This window comes from Streptomyces sp. DSM 106670 (assembly GCF_055792845.1).
Map to the genome: position 1 here is coordinate 7,680,957 of NZ_CM147704.1, position 25,809 is coordinate 7,706,765.

Consider the following 25,809-nt stretch of genomic DNA (forward strand, 5'->3'; position numbering starts at 1 on the left):
GGGGGGGGGGCTCACGGGGCGTGCCGGCCGGGTGCGCCCGGGGCTACTCGCCGCCCCACGTGCCGGGGTAGCCGGGCAGGTTCTCGCAGCCGCACATCGCGTAGTGCAGCGGCGGCATGCCGGAGGTGAGGTAGCGGTCGCGCGTCTCGCCGGTGATCGTCGGCTGCGGGAGCTTCCACACCTTCGGCACGGGGTGGCCCTTGAGGATGTGCAGGGCCGCGATCACCGGGGTGCGCCACTGGTACGTCGGATAGGTCGGGGCGACGGCGGTGAGCTTCTTCTCCTTCCAGATCTCCAGGAACTGCTGCTGGTCCTCGCCCGTGATGGGCGGGACCTCCTTGCCCGCGTCCTCGAACGCCTCGACGGCCGCGACGGCGGTGTCCCCGGCGTCCATCCACACCCCGTCGATGTCTCCGTGCCGCTGCAGGGCGTCCGTGACGACGGCCTTGGTCTTCGCCGGGTCGCCGTCGGTGAACTTGACGTCCACGACGTCGAGTCCGGCCGCGTCCAGGACCCGCTCGCCGGCCGCCCAGCGGTTCTCCAGGACGTCGACGCCGGGCAGGATGCGCAGGGCCAGGATCTTGCCGCCCGCGTCGACGTTCTCCTCCAGGAACTTCGCCGCCGTGTGCCCGAAGGCGTAACCGCCCACCGGATTGATCATCGTCACCGGGCAGTCGGTGTCGACGCCCCGGTCGAACACGATCACCGGGATCCTGCCGCAGGCGGCCTTCACCGCCGGGGTGAGGGTCGCGGTGGTGTTGGGCGACACGATCAGCGCCGAGCACCCCTTGCCCGCGAGTTCCTGGATGTCGGAGATCTGCTTGTCGTCCTTGCCCTGGGCGTCCAGGACGGTGAACTTGCCGATCTCGGGGTGGGTGGCCGCCTCGGCCTTCATGGTCGTCAGGCCGGTCTGGCGCCAGTTGTTGGCCACGTTGGCGTTGGAGAAGCAGATCTCGTACGGTCCCGGCTTCCGGTACCGCGAGGTGTCGGCCATCTCCTGCGGATCGAGCATCTGCTCCCAGGGTTTGCCGGCCGGTCCCTTCGGCTCGGCGTCCAGGAGCGCCAACTGGCTGTCGTACTCCTCCTGTACGAAGAACGTGGCGTCGCTCCTGCCCGCGTCGCCCGGCCCGCTCGCCGAGGAGTCGCCCCCGCCGGTGGTGGTGCCGTCGGCGCCGGGCGCGTCGCTGGAGCACGAGGTCATGGCGGCGGTGAGTGCCGCCGCCAGGACGAGGGCCGCGAGGGGGAGTGCGCGCTGTTTCGGTCGGCTGTCCTTCATCGCTCTCCTCGGGGTGTTCGGTGGGTGTACGCCGCCAGTCGCCTGCGGAGAGAGGACCAGTCCAGGGCTCCGAGGGCGACGGCGGCGATGACGATGGCGCCCTGCACCGTGGTCTCCATCGCGCCGGAGACTCCGCGCAGATTCAGGAGGGTGAAAAGGGTCTGCAGCGAGAGCGCCCCGCACATGGCGGCGACCACGGACCCGGCGCCCCCGCCGAGCGCGACCCCGCCCAGGACGACGGCGGTGATCGCCTCGAACTCGTACCCCCGGCCGGCCTGCGCGGAGACCCCGGAGAAGCCGCCGACGAGGATCGCGGCCACCGCCGCGGCCACTCCGGAGAGCACGAAGGCGAGCGTCCGGACCCGCAGCACCCGCACCCCGGCGAGCCCGGCGGCCCGTGCGTTGTCCCCGGTGGCGATCAGGGTGCGGCCGAAGTCGGAACGCATCAGCACGACCACCAGCACGCCCACCGCGACGCACACCAGGACCGCCCACGGCACCGGACCGAACGCCGTCGCGCGGCCGATGGCCCGGAAACTCTCGGGCAGCACACCGCTGGGCGACCCCTGGGTCCAGTAGAAGACCGCGCCTTCGAGGATCAGGGTCATCCCCAGCGTGGCGATGAAGGACGGCACCCGGAGCACGGTCGCCGCAAGGCCGTTGACGAGCCCGACGAGCGCTCCGCCGAGCAGCAGGAACGCGACGACGACGAGCCAGTGGGCACCGGGGAAGGCGTGGTACGTCTCGGCCGTCACCACGACGCCGACGGTGACCAGCGCACCCACCGAGAGGTCGTACCCGCCCGAGACGATCACCAGATACTGACCGGCCGCCAGAACGACCAGCGGGGCGGAACGTTTCAGGAAGGCCAGGAACGGGTCGGGCTCGAAGAACGCCGGGTCCTCGAAGCCGAGGGCCACCAACAGCACGGCGAGCAGCAGATACACGGGCGCCCCGGCCCGCAGCGAGGCGAGGAACCGGGCCCGGGGCGACAGCCTCGTCACCCGTACGGACTCCGCGACGGAGCCGGCGTCCGCCCGGTCCGCGGCGGGCGTCCCGGTCAGCGGGGTGCTCTTCATGCGGAGGCCCCCTTGGCTGTCGCGCGCCGGGCGTAGAGCGCGACGGCGACGATGATGACGACGCCGCGCACCACGTTCTGGAAGAACGGGTCGACGCCGATCTGGTTGAAGACGCTGTCCAGGACGGCCAGGATGAGGACGCCGCCCAGCGTCCCGGCCACCCCGCCGCGGCCTCCGGCGAGCGCGGTGCCGCCGAGCACCACGGCCGCGATCGAGGTCAGGTCGTAACGCGCCTCGGTGCCCGCCCACGGCGAGCCGGCCCCGAGCCGGGCGGCCAGGAACAGCCCCGCCAGGCCCGCACACACCGCGCACAGCACATGCGCGGCGATGATCACCCGATGGGTGCGCACTCCGGACAGGCGGGCGGTCTGTTCGTCGCCGCCGACCGCGTACATGTGATGGCCCAGCCGGGAGCGGCGCAGCACCAGCCACACGGCCGCGCCCACCGCGAGCAGCAGGAAGGCGGAGACCGGGAGCGGTCCGATCCGGTCGTAGCCCAGGCGCTGGAAGGTCTCCGAGACCTTTCCGGCCGGGCCGGAGTAGTGGTCCTCGATCCAGCCGCGCAGCATGAACCCGACGCCGAGGGTCGCGATGAACGCGTTGACCTTGAAGGTGGTGACGACGATGCCGTTGAAGAGGCCGACCGCCGCCGACAGCGCGAGCACGGCGCCGATCGCGGGAAGGATGTTGGCGTCCTTCCCGTCCATGGTCTCCGCGGCGACCAGGGTCGTGATGCTGATCAGGTAGGCGACCGAGAGGTCGAGTGAACCGGTGAGGATCACCGCGGTCTGGCCGACGGCGACGAGCCCCAGCACCACGGAGTTCTGGAGGATGCCGACGGTGTGGTCCATGGTCAGGAACGCGCCGCCCCTGGCCTCCACGACGATCCACCCGAGCAGATAGACGCCCAGGAGGGCGAGGTAGACGACGGTGGTGGGATCGGTGAGCCGCGCGGCGGCCCCGGTCCTGACGGTGCCCGTGGACCTGCCGGACCTGCCGGGCTTCCCTGGCTTTCCGGACGGGGTGAGGAGCCCCGCGCTCATGCCACGGCCTCCGAGGGGGCGCGGCCGGCGGTGGCCAGCCGCATGATCTCTTCCTCGGTCGGGCCGGCGGGGAGTTCGCCGGCGATCCTGCCTTCGCTCATGACGAGCACGCGATCGCTCATGCCGATGACCTCGGGGAGTTCGGAGGAGATGAGCAGCACCGCCATGCCGTCCCGAGCGAGCCCGCGGATCAGGTCGTGGATGGCGGCCTTGGCCCCGACGTCGACGCCGCGCGTCGGTTCGTCCACGAGCAGGATGCCGGGCCCCACTCCGAGCCATTTGGCGATGACGACCTTCTGCTGGTTGCCCCCGGACAGATAGCGCACCTGCTGGTCCTGGCCGTGGGTCCGCAGGTCGACGCTTTCGAGGAGGGCCGGCAGATCGGAGCGCCGACGCCGGAACGGGGCGGAGAAGACGGCACGTCCGACGAGGAGGGCGTTGTCGCGGACGGACTGCCGCAGGGCGAGTCCTTCCGCCTTGCGGTCCTCGCTGACGAGTGCCAGACCGGCGCGGATCGCCTGACGCGGGCGGAGCGGCCGCAGGGCCCGGCCGTCGACGGTCATCTCACCGCCGGTGAAGGGGGTGACGCCGAACAGCGCACGGGCCAGCGAGGTGCGGCCGGACCCCTGGAGTCCGGCCACGCCGACCACTTCACCGGCGTGCAGACGGAGCGCGATACCGGAGAGCTTCGCGGTGCTCCCGCCGTCGACGGAGAGCCGCAGCGGGCCGCGCTCGGCCGGGGTGCCGCGCGGCGGGTAGTAGGCGCTGAGCTCACGGCCCACCATCAGGCGGACGATCTCGTTCTCGTCGGTGTCCGCCGTGGTGAGCGTGGCGACGCGGCGGCCGTCCTTCACGACGGTGATCCGCCGGGACAGGTCGAAGACCTCGCGCAGCCGGTGCGAGATGTAGAGGATGCCCATCCCGCGTCCGATCAGACGGTGGATCAGGGCGTACAGCCGGCCGACCTCGTGGTCCGCGAGTGCGGCGGTGGGCTCGTCCATGATCAGGATCCGGGCGTCGGTGGACAGCGCCTTGACGACCTCGACCACCTGCTGCTGCGCTACCGAGAGCCTGCGGACCGGGGTCCGCGGGCCGAACGAGGTCTCCTCCAGTTCGGCGAGCAGCCGCGCGGTCGCGGTCTCCATGGCGCGGCGGTCCACCAGCCCGCGACGCCCGGGTTCCCTGCCGAGAAAGACGTTCTCGGCGACCGTGCGGTCCGGCAGGAGCGTGAACTCCTGGTGGATGATGGCGATCCCGGCCGCCAGCGCCTGCGCGGGGTGGGAGAAGACGACGGGCTCGCCGTCGACGGCGATCGTGCCGCGGTCGGGCGGGTGGACCCCCGCCAGCGTCTTGACGAGTGTGGACTTCCCGGCCCCGTTCTCGCCGACCACGGCGTGCAGTTCCCCGGCGTCCAGATCGAGACCGACGCCGTGCAGAACCGGCACTCCCAGGAACGACTTGTCGATGCCCGCCATGGACAGGAGCGTCATCGAGGCCCTCCGCCCCGTGGAGCGGACGAGCGCGGGCCGGGACCGGTGGGTAATCGCCTGTGATGCCCGGCGAACATGCTTCTCTGCATGGGCGCACCTCCCTGGATCACATCAACTCCCTGTGTCGGCAGGGAGGTTGGCGAGGAACGTAGCAGCTTCATCCTGGGGCAGGAATAGCTGGAGCAAAGGAAAACAAACTTTGTCCACTTGCTGTACAAAGCCCCTCGACAGGCGTACTCAGGAGGGGCGGCACCGACCTCCGGGGCCGCCTGACCCACCCCACCCCACCCCACCCCGCGCCGCCCTGCCCACCGGCTCCGGCTTTCGGCACAGCGTCCTCGGTCCGCTCAACGCGAACGCCGGCGGCTGAGACCCGCCCTCCCGCCGGCATGCCTCCACACCGTCAGCGGACCAGCACGGCCTCGCCGGAGCGCGGGACGACGGCGGTCCAGCCGAGCTCGCCCGAGATGCGGTCGCGCAGGGCCGCGGCCGCCGACGGCTCGCCGTGCACCACGTACGTCGTGTGCGGAGGCGGGGCGCCGCGCAGCCAGTCCAGGATCTGACCGCCGTCGGCGTGCGCCGAGAAGTGCGGGACGTCGGCCACCTCGGCGCGGACGGGGATGTACTCACCGAACATCTTCAGGGCGGAGGCGCCGTCCACCAGGTCCCTCGCGCGAGTTCCGGCAGCGGCGAAGCCGACGACCACGACGGTGTTGCGCGGGTCGGGCAGCAGCCTGCGCAGATGGTGCAGAACCCGGCCGCCGGTGGCCATCCCGGCCGAGGAGACGATGACGCAGGGCCCGTGCGTGCTGTTGATGGCGATGGATTCCTGGACCGTCCGGGCCGCCAGGAACGGGTCGGGGCTCAGCGCTCCCGCACCCCGGTCCAGGACGTCCGGCTTCAGCTCCGGCGACCGGTCGCGCACCGCTCGCCGGTAGACGTCCAGGGCCGCGAGAGCCATCGGACTGTCGACGTACACGGGTACCGACGCGGGCAGCACACCGGCGGTGCGCAGTTCCACCAGCTCGTGCAGGACGACCTCGGTCCGGTCGATGGCGAAGGCCGGGACGACCACGGTCCCGCCCCGCGCGAGCGTACGGCCGATCGCGGAGGCGAAGGCGGCACGGCTCTCGGCCGGGGCGTGGCGGCGGTTGCCGTACGTGCTCTCCACCAGCAGCACGTCGGCGCCCGAGAACGGTTCCGCGGGAAGCAGCAGGGGATGTCCCGGACGGCCCAGATCTCCGGACACCGCCAGCGTATGACCGTCTTCGAGGACGAGGCGGGCCCAGGCGGAGCCGAGGATGTGGCCCGCGCGGTGCAGCGTGAGCCGGGTGCCCGCCATGACGTCGACCTCGCTGCCGACCGGAACGGGGTCGAAGAAGCTCAGCGTCCTCTCCACGTCGGCGTCGTCGTACAGCGGCTCGGCGGGCCGGTGCTTCGACCAGCCGTGGGTGTTCGCGTGCTGGGCGGCCTCCATCTGGAGCCGGGCGCTGTCCCGCAGGACGATCTCCGCGAGCCGGGCCGTGTCGGCGCTCATCAGGATCGGGCCGCGGAACCCCTGCCGGACGAGGCGGGGCAGATACCCGCAGTGGTCCAGATGGGCGTGGGTGACCACGACCGCGTGGATGTCGGCCGGCGGCCGGGCGAACTTCTGCCGGTTGCGGCGCCGCAGATCGGCGAAACCCTGGAAGAGCCCGCAGTCGACGAGGATGCGGGCGTGGTCGCTCTCGACCATGAACTTGCTGCCGGTCACGGTGCCCGTACCGCCGAGGAAGGTCAGCAGAGCCGCCCGGGGTGCCGCCGGAGGGAGAGGAGGTGGTGTCGACCGGGACATGAGGAACCTCCTCGCCGTGGATCGCCCGTCGCCGTGTCTGTCCGCCGTGAGATCGCCGCCCCACCACCTTCGCACCGGCGCCCTCGCAGGGCAGGGGCCCGCAAGGGCCCTCCTGGGGACCGACCGGCCCATGCGCGTCCCGGGGCCGCGGAGTCAGTCTGGAGCCGACCCCTGCGGACACCGGAGCAGGAAGCACCGGAGCAGGAAGCGCCGGACAGGGAGCACCGGACAGGAAGGAAGGCCCTGCCATGAAGGCTCTCGTCTTCCAGGGACCAGGTCGCACCGCATGGCAGGATGCGCCGGACCCGGGCATCGAGGACGCTGCCGACGCCGTGGTACGCGTCGAAGCCGTCTCCATCTGCGGCACCGACCTGCACATCGTCAAGGGCGACGTACCCGAGGTGACCCCGGGGCGCGTCCTGGGCCATGAGGCGGTCGGCACGGTGGTGGAGACCGGCAGCGGCGTCCGCACCGTACGGCCGGGGGACCGGGTGCTGGTCTCCTGCATCTCGGCCTGCGGAAGGTGCCGGTTCTGCCGGGAGGCCCGCTACGGACAGTGCCGGGGCGGAGGGGGCTGGGTGCTCGGGCACACCATCGACGGCACCCAGGCCGAATACGTCCGGGTCCCGTTCGCCGACCTCTCGGTCCATCCGCTGCCCGACTCCGTCGACAGCGTCGACGCCGTCCTCCTGGCGGACATCTTTCCGACCGCCTACGAGGTCGGCGTCCGCAACGGCGGCGTGGGCCCGGGCGACACCGTCGTCGTGGTCGGCGCCGGGCCCATCGGCCTGGCCGCCGTCGTCACCTCCCGCCTCTACTCTCCCGAGCGGGTCATCGCCGTCGACCTCGCCGACGCCCGGCTGGAGGCCGCGCGGTCACTCGGCGCGGAGGCCACCGTCCGCGGCGACGAGGAGCCCCGGCAGTTCGTCGCGGATCTGACGGACGGGCTGGGAGCCGATGTGGCCATGGAAGCGGTCGGCGTACCGGACACCTTCGAGACGTGCACCCGGATGATCCGGCCCGGCGGCCGGGTCGCCAACATCGGTGTGCACGGCCGGCCCGCCACCCTCCATCTGGAAGAACTCTGGATCAAGGACGTCACCATCACCACCGGCCTGGTGGACACCTCGTCGACCCCCCTGTTGCTGCGGATGCTGGCGAACGGCAGGCTGCCGACGGCCGAGTTGGTCACGCACCGGTTCGAGCTGGGGCAGATGGAGGAGGCGTACGACGTGTTCTCCCGGGCGGCGGAGACCGGAGCCATGAAGGTCGTACTCCATGCCTCCCGGTGATCCATCGGCTCGTCCCCGGCCCCGGGGCGTCGTCTTCGACACCGACGGCGTACTGCTCGATTCGGCATCCCTCCACGCCGCCGCCTGGAAGGTCGCGTTCGACCGCTGCGTCGAGGAGCTGAGACCCGGCGACCCGCGACAGCCGCCCTTCGACGCGTACGCGGAGTACCGGCGGCTCGTGGACGGCAGAGCACGGATCGACGGCGCCCGCGCGTTCCTGACGGACCGGGGAATCGCGCTGCCACCGGGCACACCGGACGACCCGCCCGGCTGCACCAGCGTCCAAGCGGTCGCCGCCGCCAAGGAGCAGGCCTTCACCCGCCTGCTCTCGGCCCGGCCCGTTCCCGTGTTCGACGATGTGGTCCCCGCACTGCGATCGCTGCGCGCCCGCGGGGTCCGGTGCGCCGCGGCCTCCGCGTCCCGGCATGCCGGGGCCCTGCTGGAGGCGGCCGGAATCCTCGGCCTCTTCGACACCGTGGCCGACGGCAGGCTGGCGGCCCGCCTCGGACTTCCCGGCAAGCCGGACCCCGCGCTGTTCCTGGCGGCCGTGTCCCGGCTGGGGCTGGGCCCGGCCGACGCCGCGGTGGTCGAGGACGCGGAGGCCGGAGTGGCGGCGGGCCGTCGCGGCGGATTCGGGCTCGTCGTCGGGCTGGACCGGACGGAGGACGCCGACCGATCGGCCGCGCTGTACGACAGGGGCGCGGATGCCGTGGTCCGCGACCTGACCGCACTCGTCGACGAGATGCGCCTGACCGCACTTGTCGACGAGGTACGGCGGGAAAGGCCGTGAACGAGGTACGGCGGGAAAGGCCGTGAACGAGATACGGCGGGAAAGGCCGTGAACGAGGTACAGCGGGAGAGACCGTGAACGACGACGCCTGGAGCTGGAACTACTCCGCCTACGAGCCGAGCACGGAGCGGGTGGTCGAAACGCTCTGCACCGTGGGCAACGGCAGATTCGCCACCCGGGGCAGCGCACCGGAATGCGTCGCGGACGACACGCACTATCCGGGCACCTACCTGGCCGGCTGCTACGACCGCCTCACCTCCACCGTGGCCGGGAGGACGGTCGAGAACGAGGACATGGTCAACCTCCCGAACTGGACGCTGCTGCGCTACCGCTGCCTGCCCGACGACGGACCACCCGGCGAGTGGCTCACCCCCGACTCCGCCGGACTGCGACGCTCCAGCACGCGTCTGGACCTACGAGCCGGAGTCCTCACCCGGCGTCTGCTCTATCGCGACGGTGAAGGGCGCGGCCTGCGCGTCACCCACGAGCGGTTCGTCCATATGGGAAACCCCTGGCTCGCCGCCCAGCGCAGCGCGTTCAGGGCGTACGGCTGGAAGGGCCTCGTCGAGGTCGAGTCGATTCTCGACGGCGCCGTCGTCAACGCGGGGGTGGAACGCTACGGCGACCTCGACGGCCGGCATCTCACCGGGCATCGCAGGGGAGCGGAGCCCGGGGGAGTCGCCTGGCTCACCTGCCGGACCGTCCGATCGGCGGTCCGCCTGGCTCTCGCCGTGCGCACGACCTCCGACCCGGCACGGCCCGCGGAGTACGTGCATGCCGCGCGGGCCGCCGCGCAGCGGTTCGTACTCCCGGTCTCCCCCGGCAGTTCGGTGACGGTCGCCAAGACGGTCGCCCTGCACACCTCGCTCGACCGCCCGGCCGGCGACCCGCTCGTCGCGGCCCTGGAGAGCCTCGCCCATGCCCCGGCGTTCGGCAGGCTGCTCCGTTCGCACCGGTCCGCCTGGCAACGTCTGTGGAATCAGGCCGAGTTGCACGTGCCCGGGAAGAGCGGACGCATCCTGCGCCTGCACCTCTTCCATCTGCTGCAGACCCTGTCACCGCACACGACGGAACTCGACGTCGGAGTGCCGGCCCGCGGGCTGCACGGGGAGGCGTACCGGGGCCATGTCTTCTGGGACGAACTGTTCGTACTCCCGTATCTCACGCTCCATTTCCCCGAAGTGGCCCGCGCGATGCTCATGTACCGGCACCGGCGACTGCCCGCGGCCCGGGCGGCCGCCCGGAGCACCGGGGCCCGTGGCGCCATGTACCCCTGGCAGAGCGCCGGCTCCGGGCGCGAGGAAACCCAGGCGACGCATCTCAACCCGGCTTCCGGACGCTGGCTGCCGGACCACTCCCACCTCCAGCGCCATGTGGGGTCCGCGGTGGCGCTCAACGTCTGGCGGTACGCACAGGCGGCGGGCGATCCGGGGTTCCTGCACTCGGCCGGGGCGGACATCCTGCTGGAGGTCGCCCGGTACTGGGCGAGCGCGGCCGCCTACGACCCGGGGCCGGGCCGCTACCGGCTGCGAGGGGTCGTCGGCCCCGACGAGTACCACGACGCGTATCCGGGTGCCGACCGGCCCGGCATCGACGACAACGCGTACACCAACGCGATGGCCGCATGGGTCCTGTCACGGGCTCTGGAGGTCTTCGACGCACTCCCCGGCCCCCGGCGCGAGGAGCTCGCGGAGCGACTGTCGATCGACTCGGAGGAACACGCGCGCTGGGACGACGTCTCACGCCGCCTGTACGTGCCCTTTCACCACGGCGTCCTGAGCCAGTTCGAGGGATACGGGGACCTGGCGGAGCTCGACTGGGAGAGCTATCGCCGCCGCTACCCCGACATCCGCAGACTGGACCGGATCCTGGAGGCGGAGGGCGACTCGGTCAACCGGTACCAGGTGTCCAAGCAGGCCGACGCCCTCATGCTCGGCCAGCTGTTCCGGCCCGCGGAGCTGGCGGCCCTCTTCGGCCGTCTCGGTTACCGGATCGACGACGAGATCTGGGACAGGACCGTCGCGTACTACCTTGCGCGCACCAGCCACGGTTCGACGCTCAGCAGTCTGGTGCACGGCTGGATCCTCGCCCGCGGGAAGGGCCCGGAAGCCTGGAAGTACGTGGAGGAGGCACTTTTCAGCGATGTGGCGGACATCCAGGGCGGCACGACCGGAGAGGGCATCCACCTGGGCGCCATGGCGGGAACGCTCGATCTGGTGGAGCGCGGCATCACGGGCCTGGAACCCGGTGAGGAGGGCCTGCGTATCGACCCCGTGCCGCTCGGGGAGATTCCCCGCTTCTCCTTCACCCTGTGCTTCCGGGGCCACCGCGGGGTGCGGCTCCGCATGCTCCCGGGGCGGATCGGCATCAGTGTGCCGCCCTCCCCGCACGGAGCGCTCGTGGTGCTGCTGCCGGACGGCAGAAGGGTGGCCGTACGCCCGGGAAGGGAGCACTGGTTCCGTCTGCGACCCAGGCATCAGACGATGTCCAGGACCTCCGTGACCGGTCGTCTCGGTGTGACCGGGCCGGCGGGTCCGTAGCCGAGCCGAAGGATCATCTGGACGTAGCCCATCGTGGAGTTCGGGTCACGTGCGAGGTCCCGGAGCTCGGGCCACTCCAGAGGCTGCGAGATCAAGGAGGCCGCGAGCCCGTCGGCGGTGGCCTGAAGGAGTACGCGTTCCATGGCCTGCCCCGCCCTCAGCCAGTCCGGGGACAGGTCCGTCTCCGTTCCCAGCAGGGCTATCTGCGGCCGCTCCTCGAACACGGCCGGCGCCCCGCCCCGAGAGCCGCCCGGCACGTCGAAGTCCCGCACCGGGGCGGTCGTACCGTGCTGACGGGGGCCGAAAGCGTACGAGGGAACGCCCTCGGCGGCCGGGCCCTCCCCGGCCTTGCCCGTACGCGTCCAGGTGATGATCTCGGCCCGCATGGCATCGCTGGCGGATTCGAAGAGTTCCGCGTCGTGCACCAGATCCAGCACGGCGCCGGTGTGCCAGACGCCGGGAACGGCCAGCCGCGCCCCTTCCAGCAGCGCGGCCGCGCTCAACTCGCCCAGGATCTCGGACGGAATCGGCTCGTCCGAGAATGGAAAGCGGCTGGTGTGCCGGAGCTTCACGGCAGGGTGCAGATCGGCGAGCCGACGGCCGGCGGGCCCGGACGCCTCCAGCTCCGCCACCTCGGGCCGCTGCTTCTCCTCCTGCTCCTCCAGCGTGATGTCGGCGAGGCGCCACGGGTCGCGGTGGTCGGGCAGAAGCTCGCACACGGCTCTCCACCCGCGATGCGCGGCAGCCACCCGTAGATTCAACAGCGCCGCACCGCATCCGATGTGCAGACCACGGTGGTCCGGGTCGCCGACCGGCAGCGCACGATACGGATCGCCGTACAGCGAGACTAGACGGGTTCCGGAGCGATGGACGAACCTCCAGGGCTGCGCGTTGTGCATGGACGGCGCGGCCACGGCCTCCTCGACGAGCGAAGGGATGACCGAGGTGACGCGTTGCTCGATCGTGAACATGGTCTGACCGGCTCCTTCGCGTTGGGCTTCTGCCATCACCCTCCGGCACCGCCCGCACAGGAGACAGGGGCCGAACGGTCCCGTCCGGGGGCCCGACCGGTTCAGCCCGTGCCCCGCCCCGGCGCGGGCGACCGCCGGCATGGGCCCTTTGGACCCCTACTTGCCCCTGCGGCCCCTTTCGCGAGGAGGGGCGGGTGCCAAAGCCTGGAGGAGAGCCGTCGCAGTCCGTGCGGGCCGTAGTCAGCACGGAGAGTCTCGTCCCGGGACGCTGCGGCCGCGCCCGACCGGGGAGCCGACCATCGGAGCAGGCCATGAACAGCACAGAGACCCGACAGGAGATCGTGGTGGGCGTCGACCCACGCGGTGGCTGGCACCCGGCCGTGGCCTGGGGTGCCGACGAGGCACAGCTCCGGAGACTTCAGCTCCGTCTCGTCCTCTCCGTTCCGCCCCGGGGCGACACCGAGCACGCCGACGACAGCCCGCACCACCGGCGGCTTGAGGAGGACGGCCGGCGAACGCTGACGGAGGCGATCTCGTGGGCACAGGCGCGAAGGCCCGAAGCCGTGGTGACCGGTTCGCTCCTGGACGGCTTTCCGGGGCGCCAACTGGCCCTGCTGTCCCACCGGGTACGCCTGGTCGTTCTGGGGACACGGCACCTGCGCCGGGTGGAGGAGATCCTGAGCTCCGGCTCGGTGGTCATTCCCGTCACCGCCCAGGCGGGCTGCCCGGTGGTCGTCGTGGACGATGCCGACGAGGACGGCCAGGACCCGCCGTACCTCGTGGTGGGCGTCGACGGCAGCGAGCCTTCCGGAGCCGCGCTGGCCCTCGCCTTCGAGGAAGCGGATCTCCGACGCTGCGCGCTGCACGCCATCGCCGTGTGGCAGCCGCCCGTGTTCACGCTCAGCTCGGGCGACACCCTGTTCCACGCCGAGCGCCGTCACCTGTCCGAGACGGTCGCGGGATGGCAGGAGAAGTACCCCGATGTGGAGCTGCGCCCCGAGGTGCGGATCGGCTCCCCGGTCGAAGTGCTGGCCGAAGCGGGTGAGCGGGCCCTGGGCATTGTGGTGGGCCGCCGTGGCCAGGGCGGATACACCGGTATGAGGGTCGGTTCCGTGGTGCACGGCCTCCTGCACCGGGCCCACTGCCCCGTCATCACGGTGCCCGCTCCGTGAGCCGTCAGCGCCTGCCTATGCTGTGGTGGTGACACCGCGAGCGGGGCAGGAGAAGGAGCTGAGGGCCGATGCGGCACGCAATCGCGCCCGGATTCTCCAGGTTGCCCGCGGGCGGTTGGCCGCCGGGGACAACACGCTGCAGCTGAACGCCGTTGCCCGGCTCGCCGGGGTGGGCGTCGGGACGGTCTACCGGCACTTCCCCAACCGGCACGCGCTGGTGGAGGCGCTCTCCGCGGACCGCTTTCGCGAACTGGTCGAGGAGGCGCAGGCGGCGGCCGCCGAGGAGGACCCGTTCACGGGCCTGCGCCGGCTGTTGCGCTTCGCCCTCGACCGGATGCTGGACGATCCCGACTTCGCGGCCGTACTGGAGTCCGCGGGCGACACCGACGTGCAAACGTCGCACATGAAGGCGGAGCTCGACCGGACGGTCATGGGCCTGCTGGACGGCGCCCGCCTGTCCGGAGCGGTACGAAGCTCCGTCGACGCCGAGGACGTACGCCGTCTGCTGTGCGGTGTGGGACATGCCGTGCGCTCCGGGGGCAGTGGCGTCCGGGACCTCTACCTGGACGTCCTGCTGGAAGGCCTGCGCCCGCCCCGCTGACGGGGCGGTACGCGGTACGTCTGCGACCCCACGCCGCTGCGGCTTGGCGCTGCTCACCCACTAAACGGATAGCTATCCGCATGTGCTAGCGTGCCCTCACCGAAACGGATACTCATCCGTTTGTTGTCGGTGCAGCGGCGAAGGGGTGGCTATGAGTCGGCGGGCGGTAGTGACGGCAGGTACCGGGGGCATCGGCCTGGAGACCGCGAAGGGGCTGGCGCGGCGCGGCTTCGCGGTCACGGTGGTCGGCCGTGACCCCGGGCGGGGTGCGAGCGCCGTGGAGGAGATCGCGGCGGTCTCCGGCGGAGGCGAACCACGGTTCGTGGCCGCCGACCTGGCGTCACTCGACCAGGTCCGGGCGCTGGCGGCGCACCTGGCGGCCGAAGGTCCGCTGGCGCTGCTGGTCAACAACGTCGGTGCGATGTTCGCCCGACGGCAGCAGACCGTCGATGGCATCGAGGGATCGTTCGCCGTGAATCACCTCTCGCCGTATCTGCTGACCGAGTTGCTGCTCGACCGGCTCCAGGCGGATGCGCCGAGCCGGATCGTCAATGTCTCGTCCGCCGCGATCAAGGCCGCGAAGCGCACCTTCGACGCGGTGGAACCTCCGGGCGGCTATTACGGTTTCCACTGGTACGGCCGGGCCAAGCTCGCCAACCTGGCCTACACCGTGCACCTGGCCGAACGTCTCCGCGGCACCGGGGTGACCGTGTTCGCGGCCGACCCGGGTGGTGCCGCCACGGGCATGACGGACGGCACCATGACCTCGCCGACGATCGTTTCCCCGCCGCTGCGCCTGCTGTGGCCGCTGGTCCGCCGCACCTTCGAACGATCCACCGCGGGCCCCGCGTCGGTGGCCGCCCGGCCGTCCGTCTTCGCCGCCACCGATGTCTCGCTCGACGGGCGGACCGGCCTGCTCATCGGCCCGGAGGCCCGGCCCGTCCCGCTCTTCCGCGGCGCGGCCGACCCGCGGGCCATCGAGAGCGTACTCAAACTGAGTCGACAGCTGGCACCCCTGGAGGGCGGCCACGGCCTTCAGCGCCGGTGAGCCCGGCCCCGGCAGGTGGCGTCCGGTGGGCGACCTGGAAGCCCGTGCCGGGAGGGCGTCGTCCAGAAGGCGGCCTGTGGCATGCGCCGGAGCCGTCCGAGCGCCGGAAGAACTCGTTCCCGCCCCATGCCCCTGGTCGGTGCGGCAGTCATGTAAAACGGCGAAGAAGGTATCCGGCCCAACCGCGGGAGTTCTCGACCGTCCCGAGCGGACGACCGGGAGGTGGTCGGCGTCGAGGAGATGCTCACCCAGAACTGAACCGCGCCCGACGCCCCCGGGCGGCACAGCGGCGAACACCGCCCGCCCGGGGCCGGCTCCTGGTGTCGGTGCGGTGCCACCCTGTGGGGCCGCCGACTCACTTCGCCTCGGCGAGCCGGACCGCGTCGGGGCCGGCCGGGAACCGCAGCCGGCCGGTCGTGTCGTGCACGGCCCGCCACACCGTCTCGGCGACGTCGCTCTCCTTGGTGAACAGGTCCTGGCCGGTGAAGCCGCCCATGGCCTCCTTCGCCCACGGTGCGTAGGGGGCCGGGACCAGCTCGTCCAGCGAGGCGCCGTTCGTGGCGTTGGCGGCGAAACCGGTCGTCAGGCAGGCGCCCGGCTGCACCGTCCTGGCCTGTACGCCGAAGGGCGCCAGCTCGAGTGCGAGGGACGCGGTGAATCCCTCGACGGCCATCTTGCTCGCCTTGTAGACAGCCGAGAGCGGCATATGGCCCAGGACCACGCTGGAAGTCACGTTGACCACCACGCCGGAGCCGCGTTCGCGGAACTGGGGCAGTACCGCCTGGGTCGTGGCCATCACGCCGAACGTGTTGGTCTCGAAGACTTCGCGTACCCGCTCCATGGGCATGCCCTCGAAGACGCTGATCGAGGGGATGCCCGCGTTGTTGACCAGGACGTCGACAGGCCCCGCGGCCTCGAACGCGGCGGTGATGGACTCGGGGTCGGTGACGTCGAGTTCGACGATCCGGAGCCGGTCCGACTCGGGCAGGATCCCCGCACGCGGGGTGCGCATCGTGGCGATGACGTTCCAGCCCTGTGCGTGGAAGTGCAGAGCGGTCTCGCGCCCGTATCCGGACGATGCGCCAGTGATCAGAACGGTCTTCATGCCGAGCTCCTCAGCGAGATGAAGGGATCCACGCGGTGCAGACACTTTCCTGCTCCGCGGAAGAACGATTGATCCCATTCAACCGCTGTGACCTGGGCATACGGTAGAACTATCCTCGCCCTCGCTTGCACGATCCTCTCCACTGCGCAGATCTCGTCAGGGCAGAGCGACCACCGGGCCGGGTGCGGCGCCCCGCAGACGGGCCGCGTCCCGGCTCGGCGGCAGACCGAACTGGCGGCGGTACTCGCGACTGAACTGCGACGGGTTGTCGTAGCCGACGCGGTGGCCGATCCCCGTGACATCGCCCGGGTCGGTGGTGAGCAGCAGCCGGGCCTCCTGGAGGCGGATCTGTTTCTGGAACTGGATGGGGCTCATCGCGGTCACCGCCTGGAAGTTGCGGTAGAACGCGGAGACGCTCATGCCGGACCTGCGGGCCACGTCCTCCACCCGGAACGGTTCGGCGTAGTGCTCGCGGATCCAGCGCACGGCCCGCGATACATGGCTCAGGCCGCTGTCGGCGAGTCCGAGCTGACGTACCGTCGCGCCCTGCTCTCCGGTGATCACGCGCCACAGGATCTCGCGCTTGACCAGCGGGGCCAGGACGGCGCGGTCGCGGGGTTCGTCGAGCAGCCGCAGCAGCCGGACCACGGCGTCGAGCAGCGCGGCCGGGGCGTCGCTGACGGCGATGCCCGACGGCGCGGCACCGGTACGGGGGATGTCGCCGGGGCCGGCCCGCAGCAGCAGCTCGGCGACGGCGGACGGTTCCAGCGTGAGACCGAAGCCCAGGGCCGGCTGCTCGGGCTCGGCCCGGGTGAACTGGCCGGTGACGGGGAGGTCGACGGACGCGACGAGGTACTGCCCGGCGCCGTACTCGTAGACCCGGTCGCCCAGCGCGAGGCGCTTGGCGCCCTGGGCGATCACCGCGAGCACCGTGCCGGACATCGAGGGCGCCGGCGGATCCGGACGGTCGACCTTCGAGATGAGTACGCCGTCGATGGCGGTGGTCCAGTCGGGGCGGGCATGCCGGGCCAGCAGGGTACGGAGTTCGTCGAGGCACATGCGTCCATTGCAGCACCATGACGACCCGGGTTCCCGTCACAGCGAGGATTGTGCAAGCAGCGGCGAGTATCACTCTAACGTTTCAGCAGGTCAGGAGGGTTGTATGGAATCACCGCACTCCGGATTCGCGAAAGGCGATGACCATGAACCGAGCACGCCCCTCCCTGGACCCCGAACTGCGTGAGCTGCTCGCCGACATGCCGCTGATGTCCGGGCTCAGCCGGGAAGTCCTCGCGCAACTGCGCCGACTGCCTTCGACGCCCATCGAGCCGCTGCTCGCCCATCGGCAGGCCGTCCGGCGCGAGACCACCGTGCGCGCCGAGGACGGTACGGCCGTACCTCTGTCGGTCTTCAGCCCCGTGAGCACGGACCGTACCCCCGCCGTCAGGCCCTGCGTCTACTGGATGCACGGCGGCGGGATGGTCATGGGCGACCGCTTCTCGCAGATCGACATTCCGCTGGAGTGGCTCGACGCGTTCGGCGCGGTCGTGGTCTCCGTGGACTACCGGCTGGCACCCGAGGCCACCGGCACGACCCTCGTCGACGACTGCTACCGGGGGCTGGTGTGGATCGCCGAGCACTCCGAGGAACTGGGCATCGACCCCGCCCGGATCGTCGTCGCCGGTGCCAGCGCGGGCGGCGGCCTCGCCGCCGGTGTCTCCCTGCTGGCTCGCGACCTCGGCACTCCGGCGATCGCCGCGCAGATGCTGATCTGTCCGATGCTCGACCACCGCAACATCAGCGTCTCCAGCCGCCAGTACTCCGGCGGGCCCGGGGTCTGGACCCGCGAGATGAACGAGTTCGGGTGGCGCGCCGTCCTGGGCGACCTCACCGGCGACGAGGTGTCCCCGTACATCTCGCCGGCGTCGGCCGAGGACCTGGCAGGTCTGCCGACCACCTACATCGACACCGGCTCGGCCGAGGTGTTCCGGGACGAGGACACCGACTACGCCGGCCGTATCTGGGCGGCCGGCGGTCAGGCCGAACTCCACGTCTGGGCAGGCGGCTTCCACGGGTTCGACGCCCTGTATCCGCAGGCGGACATCTCGGCCACGGCCCGCCGGACCCGCACCGACTGGCTCGCCCGGCTCCTGAAGGGGAGCAGTTCCGCGCAGCCGGCTCGAACGGGCCTTGTTCCGCAGGCGGTTCGACCGGGCTCCGCCGACGTCGGCATGTCGCCGGACGGTCCGGCTACGCGCCGCAGCAGCCGCCCGTAGGTGCGCTGACGTCGGTCACGGCCAGAGCTGCGGCCGCTGGGGCGGGGGTGTCGAAGAGTCCGGCCCCGCCGCAGACTCCGGTCTCGGGGAGGGCGAGTTCGACGCGGTCGGCGGCTTCGAGGTCGCCGGCGAGGGCGGCGGCGACGGAGCGGACCTGCTCGTATCCGGTCATGGCCAGGAAGGTCGGGGCGCGGCCGTAGGACTTCATGCCGACGAGGTGGATCCCCTGCTCCGGGTGGGAGAGCTCGCGGTGGCCGTGCGGGTAGACGGTGCCGCAGGAGTGCTGGTTGGGGTCGATCAGCGGAGCCAACCCGGCCGGAGCCTGCAGCCGCTCGTCCAGGCGGAGGCGGAGCTCGCCGAGGAAGCCCAGATCGGGACGGAGGCCGGTCAGCACGATGACTTCGTCGACCGCGTCCAGGCGGCGCCCGTCCTCGGCGACCAGTACGAGGCGGCCCTCGGTGTCGCGCTCGATCGCCTCGGTGCGGAAGCCGGTGACCGCGTCCGCGTGCCCCTCGTCGACAGCGGCCTTCGCCGCGAGCCCGAGCGCACCACGGGCGGGCAGCTGATCGGCGCTCCCGCCGCCGAAGGTGGAACCGGAGATGCCGCGGCGCACCACCCAAACCCCCTTCGTTCCTTCGCCGTTGCCACCGGATCCGGCGAGGGCGGCCAGGTGGACGAGCGCGGTGAAGGCGGAGGCCCCGGAGCCGATGACGGCGGTGCGACGCCCCGCGTAACGGGCCCGGACGGCGGGATCCCCGATGTCGGGGACGCGGTAGGTGATCCGGTCGGCGGCCGCACCCTCGCCGAGAGCGGGCAGGCCGCAGGCTCCGGCCGGGCCCGGGGTGGCCCAGGTGCCGGAGGCGTCGATGACGGCTCGCGCGAGGATCTGCTCCTCGCGGCCGTCGGCGCGGGCGATCCGTACGACGAACGGCTGCTGGTCCCGGTCCGCGTCCACGATCCGGTCGCGGCCGGCGCGTGAGACGCCGGTGACCCGGGAGTCGAGGCGTACCCGCTCACCCAGGGCATGGGCGAGCGGCTGCAGGTACCGCTCGGCCCAGTCGCCGCCGGAGGGGTACGAGGCCGGGTCGGGGTGGGTCCAGCCGGTGGGGGCCAGGAGCTTTTCGGCGGCACGGTCGACGACCTCGCCCCAGGTGGAGAACAGCCGCACATGTGCCCAACCGCGTACCGCCGCACCGGCGGTGGCACCCGCCTCCAGGACCAGGGGAGCGATGCCCCGGTCCACCAGGTGGGCGGCGGCGGCCAGGCCGATGGGCCCGGCTCCGATCACGACGACGGGCAGATCGGTGGTGGCGGGTGCGTTCACGGCGGCGACTCCCTGCGCATTGATTCGACAACTGTCGATGTTCTCTGCTGTCGAGCTTCGCACTTGTATCGGTAGGCGTCAATATTGATGGTTGTCGAAGTCATGGATGCCGGTTCGATATGTGTGAACATAGACAGATGTCGAATGCGAAGGTGCTGCCGCTGATCGACCCCGCCGAGGGCCAGGGCGTATCACCGTGCTGCCCGCCTCTGACCGAGCGCCCGATGACCGCCGAGGAGGCGCGCACGGCCGCCCCGATGTTCAAGGCGCTCGGTGACCCGGTGCGGCTGCGACTGTTCTCCGCCGTGGCCTCGCACGAGGGCGGGGAGGCGTGCGTGTGCGACATCTCCGACGTCGGCGTCTCGCAGCCCACGGTGTCCCACCATCTGAAAAAGCTGAAAGAGGCGGGCCTGCTGAGCTCCGAGCGGCGTGGCACCTGGGTCTACTACCGGGTCGAACCGTCGGTGCTCGCCGCGATGGGGAAGCTGCTGGCCCTGCCCGCCGTGCGCTGACGGATCCGGGCGGCGGAAGGGGGGGGAGGGGGGCGGAGGGCGCGGGCGGGTGAATGAGGTGGTGTCGTCGGTCCGCCGTCAACGCGACGGCGTGCGGTCTTCCTCGGCGGTGAACCTCTTGCACCAGGCGAGTGCCACGTACACGAGGCCGATCAGTACGGGGACCTCGATCAGCGGGCCGACGACGCCGGACAGCGCCTGTCCCGAGGTGACGCCGAACGTGGCGACGGCGACGGCGATGGCCAGTTCGAAGTTGTTGCCGGCGGCGGTGAACGCGAGGGTCGTGGTGCGGTCGTACGCGAGGCCGAGGCTCTTGCCGAGGAGGAACGTCCCGAAGAACATGATCGCGAAGTAGACGAGAAGCGGCAGCGCGATCCGTACGACATCGAGCGGCTGCGAGGTGATCGTCCTTCCCTGGAGGGCGAACAGGACGACGATCGTGAAGAGCAGCCCGTACAGCGCCCAAGGGCCGATCCTCGGCAGGAAGGCGGCCTCGTAGCGCTCGCGGCCCATCCTCTGCTCGCCGATGCGGCGGGTGAGGAACCCGGCCAGCAGGGGGACACCGAGGAAGATGACGACGTTCAGCGCGATGTGCCACCCGGACACGTCCAGGCCCTGGCCGTCGCCGAGGTTCAGTGCGCGCGGCAGCGGGTCGAGGTAGAACCAGCCCAGCAGGCCGAACGCGAACACCTGGAACACCGAGTTCAGGGCGACGAGGACGGCCGCGGCTTCGCGGTCGCCGCGGGCGAGGTCGTTCCAGATGATGACCATGGCGATGCAGCGGGCCAGGCCGACGATGATCAGGCCGGTGCGGTACTCGGGCAGGTCCGGCAGGAAGAGCCAGGCCAGGGCGAACATCACCGCGGGCCCGACGATCCAGTTGACGACCAGTGAGGAGACCAGCAGCCGGCGGTCGCCGGTCACGCGGTCGAGACGGTCGTAGCGGACCTTGGCCAGCACCGGGTACATCATGACCAGCAGGCCGAGCGCGATCGGCAGCGAGATCCCGCCGACCTCGATCTTCGCGAGCGCGTCGTTCATCCCGGGAACGAGACGTCCCACCCCCAGGCCGACGGCCATGGCGAGGAGGATCCACACGGCGAGATAGCGGTCGAGGGTGGAGAGCTTCCCGACGATCGAGCCGCCCCTGCCCTCGCTCCTGCACCCGCCTCTGCTCCCGCTCCCGCTTCTGCGCCCTCCGCTCCCGCCTCCGCTCCCGCCCGGGCCCCGGGTGAAGGGGGTGGTGGGTTCGGCTGAGGTCACGGGCAGGCCCTCTTGTTCCCGCCGGTGGTGCGTGCGGACTCCGCCAGGGCGGCGAACTGCTCGGACAGGCCGGCCAGAACCTCGGGCCTGAGCTTGTAGTAGGTGAACCGGCCGCACGGCTCGGTCTCCACCAGCCCCGCCTCGCGCAACACCTTGAGGTGGTTGGACAGATTGGTCTGCTTGGCCCCGGTCTCCTCGACCAGATGTGTCGTGCAGAGCGTCTCGCGGGCCAGCAGGGTCACGATCCGGAGGCGGAGCGGATCGCTCAGCGCACGGATCACATCAGGATCGACTGAAGTCAGCATGTGCTGATACTTTCACATCATCGCTGACTGATGGCAGCGTGGACCGAAGTCATCGGCGGGAGCCGCGCTCCGCCGCAACAGGAGAGAACGATCACCATGGCCGACAAGCCGTCCGTCCTGTTCGTGTGCGTCCACAACGCCGGCCGTTCCCAGATGGCCGCCGCCTGGCTGACGCATCTGGCCGGGGACCGCGTCGAGGTCCGCTCCGCGGGCTCGAACCCCGGAGACGCCGTCAACCCGGCCGCCGTCGAGGCGATGGCCGAGGTCGGCATCGACATCTCCGCCGAGACGCCGAAGGTCCTCACCGTCGACGCGGTCCGCGAGTCCGACGTCTGCATCACGATGGGCTGCGGCGACACCTGTCCCGTCTTCCCCGGCAAGCGCTACCTCGACTGGACGCTGGAGGACCCCGCAGGCCGGGGCGTGGCCGCCGTCCGCCCGATTCGCGACGCGATCAAGGCCCTGGTCGAGGACCTGATCACCGAGATCGTGCCGGAGGTCACGGCCTGAGCGCACCGCTCGATGCCGTCACCACGGCTCGATGCCGTCACCACGGCCCGGTCGGTCAGGCCGAAGCAGCGTCGGCCGGTGCGGGCACGGCGTACGGGCGAAGGACCATCAGCGAGTCCTCCGCGGTCGCGACCATCGCGAACGGGAACCGGTCCAGTTCGAGGCAGAGCGCGACGTCGTCGGGGTGGGCTCCTTGCCGTACACCCTCCGCCAGTTCGGCGGCGGCGCGGGACTCGGCCGCGCGGCGCAGGAACGGGGCCGCATCCGGTCCGGCCCCGGTGGACCTCCGCGCGATGTACTGGGCGCACGCCAGGTCCTCCTCGGCGCGCCCCTCCTCGCCGGTGACCACGAACGTCACGGCGTCGCACGCCCGTTGCCGCAGCAGCCGGGCCGTCGCCTCCGCCACCACGAAGCCGGCGCACAGCACCAGCGACGCCTCCTTGACCGCGAGGGCGCCGACCGTTCCCGCCGTGGTCTTCTGCACGACGGTCCGTCCGCCGAGGTCCACCGACCGCAGCAGGGCCGGTGAGTTGACGGCGTCGAAGCCGGGCGCCGGCGGGCCGTCCTTGAGGGTCACCCACTCCGGGTGGCGTGCTTTGAGCGCCAGGGCGTCGTCCAGCGACTCGGCGAGGACGATCTTCTCGGCCCCCTGTCCGAACGCCTGGGCGGCCACCGTGAAAGCGCGCATGACGTCGACCACGACCGCCACGGAGGGGACTTGGGTCAGTTCGGCGATGCCGAGGAAGTGAGCGTCCATCCGGTCATGATCGCGTACGTCCGGCCCGCGGCGCCCGGCCGGTGAGGCGGTTCACACCGCGGCCCCGGGCCACCGACGTAACCGCCTCGCTCCGCACTTCTCACCCCTACTCCTCCTCGATGCCCAGCAGTTCCAGGAAGGCCGTGGCCGCCGGGGTGCGGCTGTCCCGGCCCCACACCACGTACTCGACGCGGGCCGGTGCGTCCGTGACCTCGATCGTGGTCACCCCGGCCAGGCGCGCGACGTACGAGGGCGGCAGCAGGGCCACGCCCAGGCCCGCGCCGACCAGCCGGGCCAGGTAGTCGGCGTTGGTCACTTCGAAGGCCACCTCGCGGGTGAGGCCGGCGGCGGCGAAGGCGAGATCGGACTGCGCCCGGCCGGCGGTCTTCGCCGGGAGGTCCACGAACACCTCGGCGGACAGCCGGCGGAGATCGACCGAGTACGCGCCGGCGAGCGGGTGGGCCGGGGAGACCACGGCGATCAAGCGCTCCCGGGCCAGCTCCCGGGCCATGACGCCCCGAGGGCGGGCCGTGACCGGCATGCCGAGGAAGGCCACCTCCATCTCGCCCTGCCTGACCTGCTCGACCAGCTCGTCGCTGGCTCCCACGCTGAGGTTGACCCGGGCCTTCGGATGGCGCTGGTGGAAGTCCTTGAGAACGGCGGGGATGTCCACCGCGGCGACGGTGGGGATCAGGCCCACCGTGAGCCGTCCGCGCACCTCTCCGACGGCCGCCGCCACTTCGGCGGCGGCCCGCTCCGCCGCGTCCAGGCACTGGCGGGCGGCAGGCAGGAACGCCGCGCCCGCCGGGGTCAACCGGACCCGGCGGCTGGTGCGTTCGAAGAGCCTGGCGCCCAGTTCCTTCTCCAGGCGCGCGATCTGGTGGCTGAGCGCGGACTGGACCACCAGACAGCGCTCGGCGGCCCTCGTGAAGTTGTTCGTCTCGGCCACGGCGACCACGTACCGCATCTGCTGAAGCTCCATGGATCCATCGTGAATCGAGATCCATCACGTGACAAGCATGTGTTGGACTCATGAATGCCCCCGGACCGAGACTGAGACGACCGCACACGGCAGAAGCCTCCGCGGGCCGGCCACGCAGGCCGGTCACGCGTCCGGGGCCTCTCCGGCGTGCCCGAAAACGGGGATCGGTCTCCGTGATTCCCCGGCGGTTCGAGGCGAGACGAGGACGAGATGACGAACGAAGACGTGACGACGAGATGACGCGTGGACCGAATATCCGCACGGCGGCCCTGACCGGGCTCGCTCCGGCGGTCTGGGGCAGCACCTATCTGGTGACCACCGAGCTGCTGCCACCGGACCGCCCGCTCCTGGCGACCACCCTGCGGGCACTGCCCGGCGGTCTGGTGCTGCTGGCCCTCGGCCGGAAGCTGCCGGCCGGCAGCTGGTGGTGGCGCGCGCCGGTGCTGGGCGTCCTGAACATCGGCGCCTTCAACTTCCTGCTGTTCTTCGCGGCCTACCGGCTGCCGGGCGGCATCGCCGCCATGATCATGTCGGTCCAGCCCATGGTCGTCGTGGTCCTCGCCGCGCTTCTCCTCGGCGACCGGATCCGAGCCCTCCACGCCCTGGCCTGTGCCATGGGCGCCGGAGGCGTGGCGCTGCTCGTCTTGAGAGGCACGGCGTCGCTCGACTCTCTCGGCGTCCTCGCCGCGGTCGGCGGCGCGCTGTGCATGGCCTTGGGCATCACGCTGACCAAGCGGTGGGGGCGGCCGGCCGACGTCGGTCTGCTCACCTTCACCGGATGGCAACTCACGGCGGGCGGACTGGTCCTGCTGCCGTTCTGGCTGACGCTGGAGGACCTGCCCGACGGCCTCACCGGCACCAACCTCATCGGGTTCGCCCACCTCATCACCCTGGGCGCGGTCCTCAGCTACATCGTCTGGTTCCGGGGCATCGAACGCCTGCCCGCCGTCGCGGTCTCCTTCCTCGGACTGGGCAGCCCGGTCGTGGCGACCCTGCTGGGCTACCTCGTCAAGGGCGAGACGCTGTCGGCCCTCCAGCTCGTCGGCATGGCCGTCATCCTCGGGGCGGTCCTGCTCGGCCAGCGACCACCCGGACCGAGATCCGGGGAGACCTCGCGCAACGTTCCCGGTTCCCCCGCCCCTCTCGCATCTCTCGCGCCTCCAGAACCTTCCGCAGATCCAGCCCCTTCCGCACCGCCAGACCGTTCCGCACCGCCAGACTGTTCCCGGCCGCGCTCGACCGCTTCCGGAGAACCGCCAGCCTGTTCGTCTTCCTCACGACCGAACTGATGCCGATCGGCCTGCTCACTCCGATCGGTGAGAGCCTCGGCGTCTCCGTGGGCGCGAACGACATCGGCGTCATCGCCGCGATGGCGCTGTGGGGCCTTGCCTTCGGTGTCGTCCAGCTCAGCCAGATCAATCTGACGCTCGCGGCGGCCTCCTATGCCTTCGAAGCGACGATGTCGCTCAACACCATGGCCTACAACACCTGCATCGCTCTGGGCGCCCTCATCGGGGGCCTGCTCGCGGACCACGCGGGCGTCACGAGCGTCGTCCGGTTCGGCATCGTCCTGGTCGCGCTGGCCGTGATCCTCGGCGCCGTGACCGGTCGCGGCTCGGGGAAGCGGGCGAGCTGACCG

Annotated in this window: 24 protein-coding genes; 11 read left to right on the forward strand and 13 right to left on the reverse strand. The window is 71.4% G+C overall.

From position 1 onward, the window contains the following. Window positions 1–43 precede the first annotated feature (43 nt). From ACSMXR_RS33960 to ACSMXR_RS33980, 5 genes are all read right to left on the reverse strand, one after another. On the reverse strand, window positions 44–1,276 hold the full coding sequence (locus ACSMXR_RS33960) for a substrate-binding domain-containing protein (RefSeq protein WP_473170653.1): 1,233 nt from the start codon (window positions 1,274–1,276) through the stop codon (window positions 44–46). Next, a complete protein-coding gene (locus ACSMXR_RS33965; protein ID WP_473170654.1) occupies window positions 1,273–2,355 on the reverse strand; it encodes an ABC transporter permease in 1,083 nt (360 codons plus the stop codon). The genes ACSMXR_RS33960 and ACSMXR_RS33965 overlap by 4 nt, the downstream gene beginning before the upstream one ends. Next, a complete protein-coding gene (locus ACSMXR_RS33970) occupies window positions 2,352–3,398 on the reverse strand; it encodes an ABC transporter permease (protein ID WP_218523785.1) in 1,047 nt (348 codons plus the stop codon). The genes ACSMXR_RS33965 and ACSMXR_RS33970 overlap by 4 nt, the downstream gene beginning before the upstream one ends. Then, the gene (locus ACSMXR_RS33975; RefSeq protein ID WP_137228090.1) at window positions 3,395–4,888 is read right to left on the reverse strand and encodes a sugar ABC transporter ATP-binding protein; all 1,494 of its coding nucleotides are present in this window, start codon (window positions 4,886–4,888) and stop codon (window positions 3,395–3,397) included. The genes ACSMXR_RS33970 and ACSMXR_RS33975 overlap by 4 nt, the downstream gene beginning before the upstream one ends. A gap of 403 nt (window positions 4,889–5,291) precedes the next feature. After that, a complete protein-coding gene (locus ACSMXR_RS33980) occupies window positions 5,292–6,722 on the reverse strand; it encodes an MBL fold metallo-hydrolase RNA specificity domain-containing protein (RefSeq protein ID WP_381850765.1) in 1,431 nt (476 codons plus the stop codon). Window positions 6,723–6,970: 248 nt separating this feature from the next. On the opposite strand from ACSMXR_RS33980, the gene ACSMXR_RS33985 reads away from it, so the two are divergent. The 3 genes from ACSMXR_RS33985 to ACSMXR_RS33995 all read left to right on the forward strand — a co-directional run bounded on the left by ACSMXR_RS33985 (window position 6,971) and on the right by ACSMXR_RS33995 (window position 11,344). After that, the gene (locus tag ACSMXR_RS33985) at window positions 6,971–8,014 is read left to right on the forward strand and encodes a zinc-dependent alcohol dehydrogenase family protein (protein WP_473170655.1); all 1,044 of its coding nucleotides are present in this window, start codon (window positions 6,971–6,973) and stop codon (window positions 8,012–8,014) included. Next, window positions 8,001–8,804 (forward strand): HAD family hydrolase, encoded by an 804-nt coding sequence (locus ACSMXR_RS33990; RefSeq protein ID WP_137228084.1) that lies wholly within the window; start codon window positions 8,001–8,003, stop codon window positions 8,802–8,804. The genes ACSMXR_RS33985 and ACSMXR_RS33990 overlap by 14 nt, the downstream gene beginning before the upstream one ends. A 74-nt stretch (window positions 8,805–8,878) precedes the next feature. Continuing rightward, complete coding sequence (locus tag ACSMXR_RS33995; protein ID WP_473170656.1) at window positions 8,879–11,344, forward strand: glycoside hydrolase family 65 protein; 2,466 nt, start codon at window positions 8,879–8,881, stop codon at window positions 11,342–11,344. Here the strand turns inward: ACSMXR_RS33995 and ACSMXR_RS34000 are convergent. Continuing rightward, the gene (locus tag ACSMXR_RS34000; protein ID WP_473170657.1) at window positions 11,281–12,315 is read right to left on the reverse strand and encodes an Acg family FMN-binding oxidoreductase; all 1,035 of its coding nucleotides are present in this window, start codon (window positions 12,313–12,315) and stop codon (window positions 11,281–11,283) included. The two genes, ACSMXR_RS33995 and ACSMXR_RS34000, sit on opposite strands and share 64 nt — an antisense overlap. Window positions 12,316–12,626: 311 nt before the next feature. Here ACSMXR_RS34000 and ACSMXR_RS34005 point away from each other — a divergent pair, with 311 nt between their 5' ends. The 3 genes from ACSMXR_RS34005 (at window position 12,627) to ACSMXR_RS34015 (ending at window position 15,136) form a co-directional block, all read left to right on the forward strand. Continuing rightward, the gene (locus tag ACSMXR_RS34005) at window positions 12,627–13,487 is read left to right on the forward strand and encodes a universal stress protein (protein ID WP_473170658.1); all 861 of its coding nucleotides are present in this window, start codon (window positions 12,627–12,629) and stop codon (window positions 13,485–13,487) included. A gap of 28 nt (window positions 13,488–13,515) precedes the next feature. Further along, window positions 13,516–14,088: a TetR/AcrR family transcriptional regulator gene (locus ACSMXR_RS34010; RefSeq protein WP_103510902.1), complete on the forward strand. Its 573-nt coding sequence runs from the start codon at window positions 13,516–13,518 to the stop codon at window positions 14,086–14,088. A 151-nt stretch (window positions 14,089–14,239) separates the two neighbouring features. Next, window positions 14,240–15,136 carry an SDR family NAD(P)-dependent oxidoreductase gene (locus tag ACSMXR_RS34015; RefSeq protein WP_218523777.1) on the forward strand — a complete coding sequence of 299 codons (897 nt, stop codon included), beginning with the start codon at window positions 14,240–14,242 and terminating at the stop codon, window positions 15,134–15,136. A gap of 355 nt (window positions 15,137–15,491) precedes the next feature. Here ACSMXR_RS34015 and ACSMXR_RS34020 read toward each other — a convergent pair whose 3' ends face one another. Together ACSMXR_RS34020 and ACSMXR_RS34025 are read right to left on the reverse strand one after the other, a co-directional pair. Beyond that, on the reverse strand, window positions 15,492–16,241 hold the full coding sequence (locus ACSMXR_RS34020) for an SDR family oxidoreductase (RefSeq protein ID WP_137228071.1): 750 nt from the start codon (window positions 16,239–16,241) through the stop codon (window positions 15,492–15,494). Between the two features lie 156 nt (window positions 16,242–16,397). Next, window positions 16,398–17,300, reverse strand: coding sequence for an AraC family transcriptional regulator (locus tag ACSMXR_RS34025; protein ID WP_137228070.1), 903 nt, complete (start codon window positions 17,298–17,300; stop codon window positions 16,398–16,400). Between the two features lie 143 nt (window positions 17,301–17,443). Between ACSMXR_RS34025 and ACSMXR_RS34030 the strand changes: the two genes are divergently transcribed. Beyond that, a complete protein-coding gene (locus ACSMXR_RS34030) occupies window positions 17,444–18,517 on the forward strand; it encodes an alpha/beta hydrolase (RefSeq protein WP_473170659.1) in 1,074 nt (357 codons plus the stop codon). Here ACSMXR_RS34030 and ACSMXR_RS34035 read toward each other — a convergent pair. Next, on the reverse strand, window positions 18,492–19,841 hold the full coding sequence (locus ACSMXR_RS34035) for an NAD(P)-binding domain-containing protein (RefSeq protein WP_473170660.1): 1,350 nt from the start codon (window positions 19,839–19,841) through the stop codon (window positions 18,492–18,494). The two genes, ACSMXR_RS34030 and ACSMXR_RS34035, sit on opposite strands and share 26 nt — an antisense overlap. A gap of 137 nt (window positions 19,842–19,978) precedes the next feature. On the opposite strand from ACSMXR_RS34035, the gene ACSMXR_RS34040 reads away from it, so the two are divergent. Further along, entirely contained in the window at window positions 19,979–20,353 is a 375-nt protein-coding gene (locus tag ACSMXR_RS34040; protein WP_473170661.1) for an ArsR/SmtB family transcription factor, read from the forward strand. 78 nt (window positions 20,354–20,431) lie between these two features. On the opposite strand, the gene arsB is transcribed toward ACSMXR_RS34040, so the two are convergent. After that, a complete protein-coding gene (gene arsB, locus ACSMXR_RS34045; RefSeq protein WP_473170662.1) occupies window positions 20,432–21,616 on the reverse strand; it encodes an ACR3 family arsenite efflux transporter in 1,185 nt (394 codons plus the stop codon). Next, window positions 21,613–21,921: an ArsR/SmtB family transcription factor gene (locus ACSMXR_RS34050; RefSeq protein WP_364883482.1), complete on the reverse strand. Its 309-nt coding sequence runs from the start codon at window positions 21,919–21,921 to the stop codon at window positions 21,613–21,615. Before ACSMXR_RS34050 ends, arsB begins: the two co-directional genes overlap by 4 nt. Before the next feature lie 96 nt (window positions 21,922–22,017). On the opposite strand from ACSMXR_RS34050, the gene ACSMXR_RS34055 reads away from it, so the two are divergent. Continuing rightward, window positions 22,018–22,431: an arsenate reductase ArsC gene (locus ACSMXR_RS34055; RefSeq protein WP_473170663.1), complete on the forward strand. Its 414-nt coding sequence runs from the start codon at window positions 22,018–22,020 to the stop codon at window positions 22,429–22,431. Between the two features lie 55 nt (window positions 22,432–22,486). Here the strand turns inward: ACSMXR_RS34055 and ACSMXR_RS34060 are convergent, their stop codons facing one another. Continuing rightward, entirely contained in the window at window positions 22,487–23,188 is a 702-nt protein-coding gene (locus ACSMXR_RS34060) for a 2-phosphosulfolactate phosphatase (RefSeq protein WP_473170664.1), read from the reverse strand. Between the two features lie 106 nt (window positions 23,189–23,294). Next, window positions 23,295–24,170 carry a LysR family transcriptional regulator gene (locus tag ACSMXR_RS34065; protein ID WP_473170665.1) on the reverse strand — a complete coding sequence of 292 codons (876 nt, stop codon included), beginning with the start codon at window positions 24,168–24,170 and terminating at the stop codon, window positions 23,295–23,297. Between the two features lie 236 nt (window positions 24,171–24,406). On the opposite strand from ACSMXR_RS34065, the gene ACSMXR_RS34070 reads away from it, so the two are divergent. Continuing rightward, window positions 24,407–25,459, forward strand: a complete 1,053-nt coding sequence (locus ACSMXR_RS34070) for an EamA family transporter (RefSeq protein WP_473170666.1) — start codon at window positions 24,407–24,409, stop codon at window positions 25,457–25,459. After that, window positions 25,459–25,806, forward strand: a complete 348-nt coding sequence (locus ACSMXR_RS34075; RefSeq protein ID WP_473170667.1) for a hypothetical protein — start codon at window positions 25,459–25,461, stop codon at window positions 25,804–25,806. Before ACSMXR_RS34070 ends, ACSMXR_RS34075 begins: the two co-directional genes overlap by 1 nt. The last annotated feature ends 3 nt before the right edge of the window (window positions 25,807–25,809 follow it).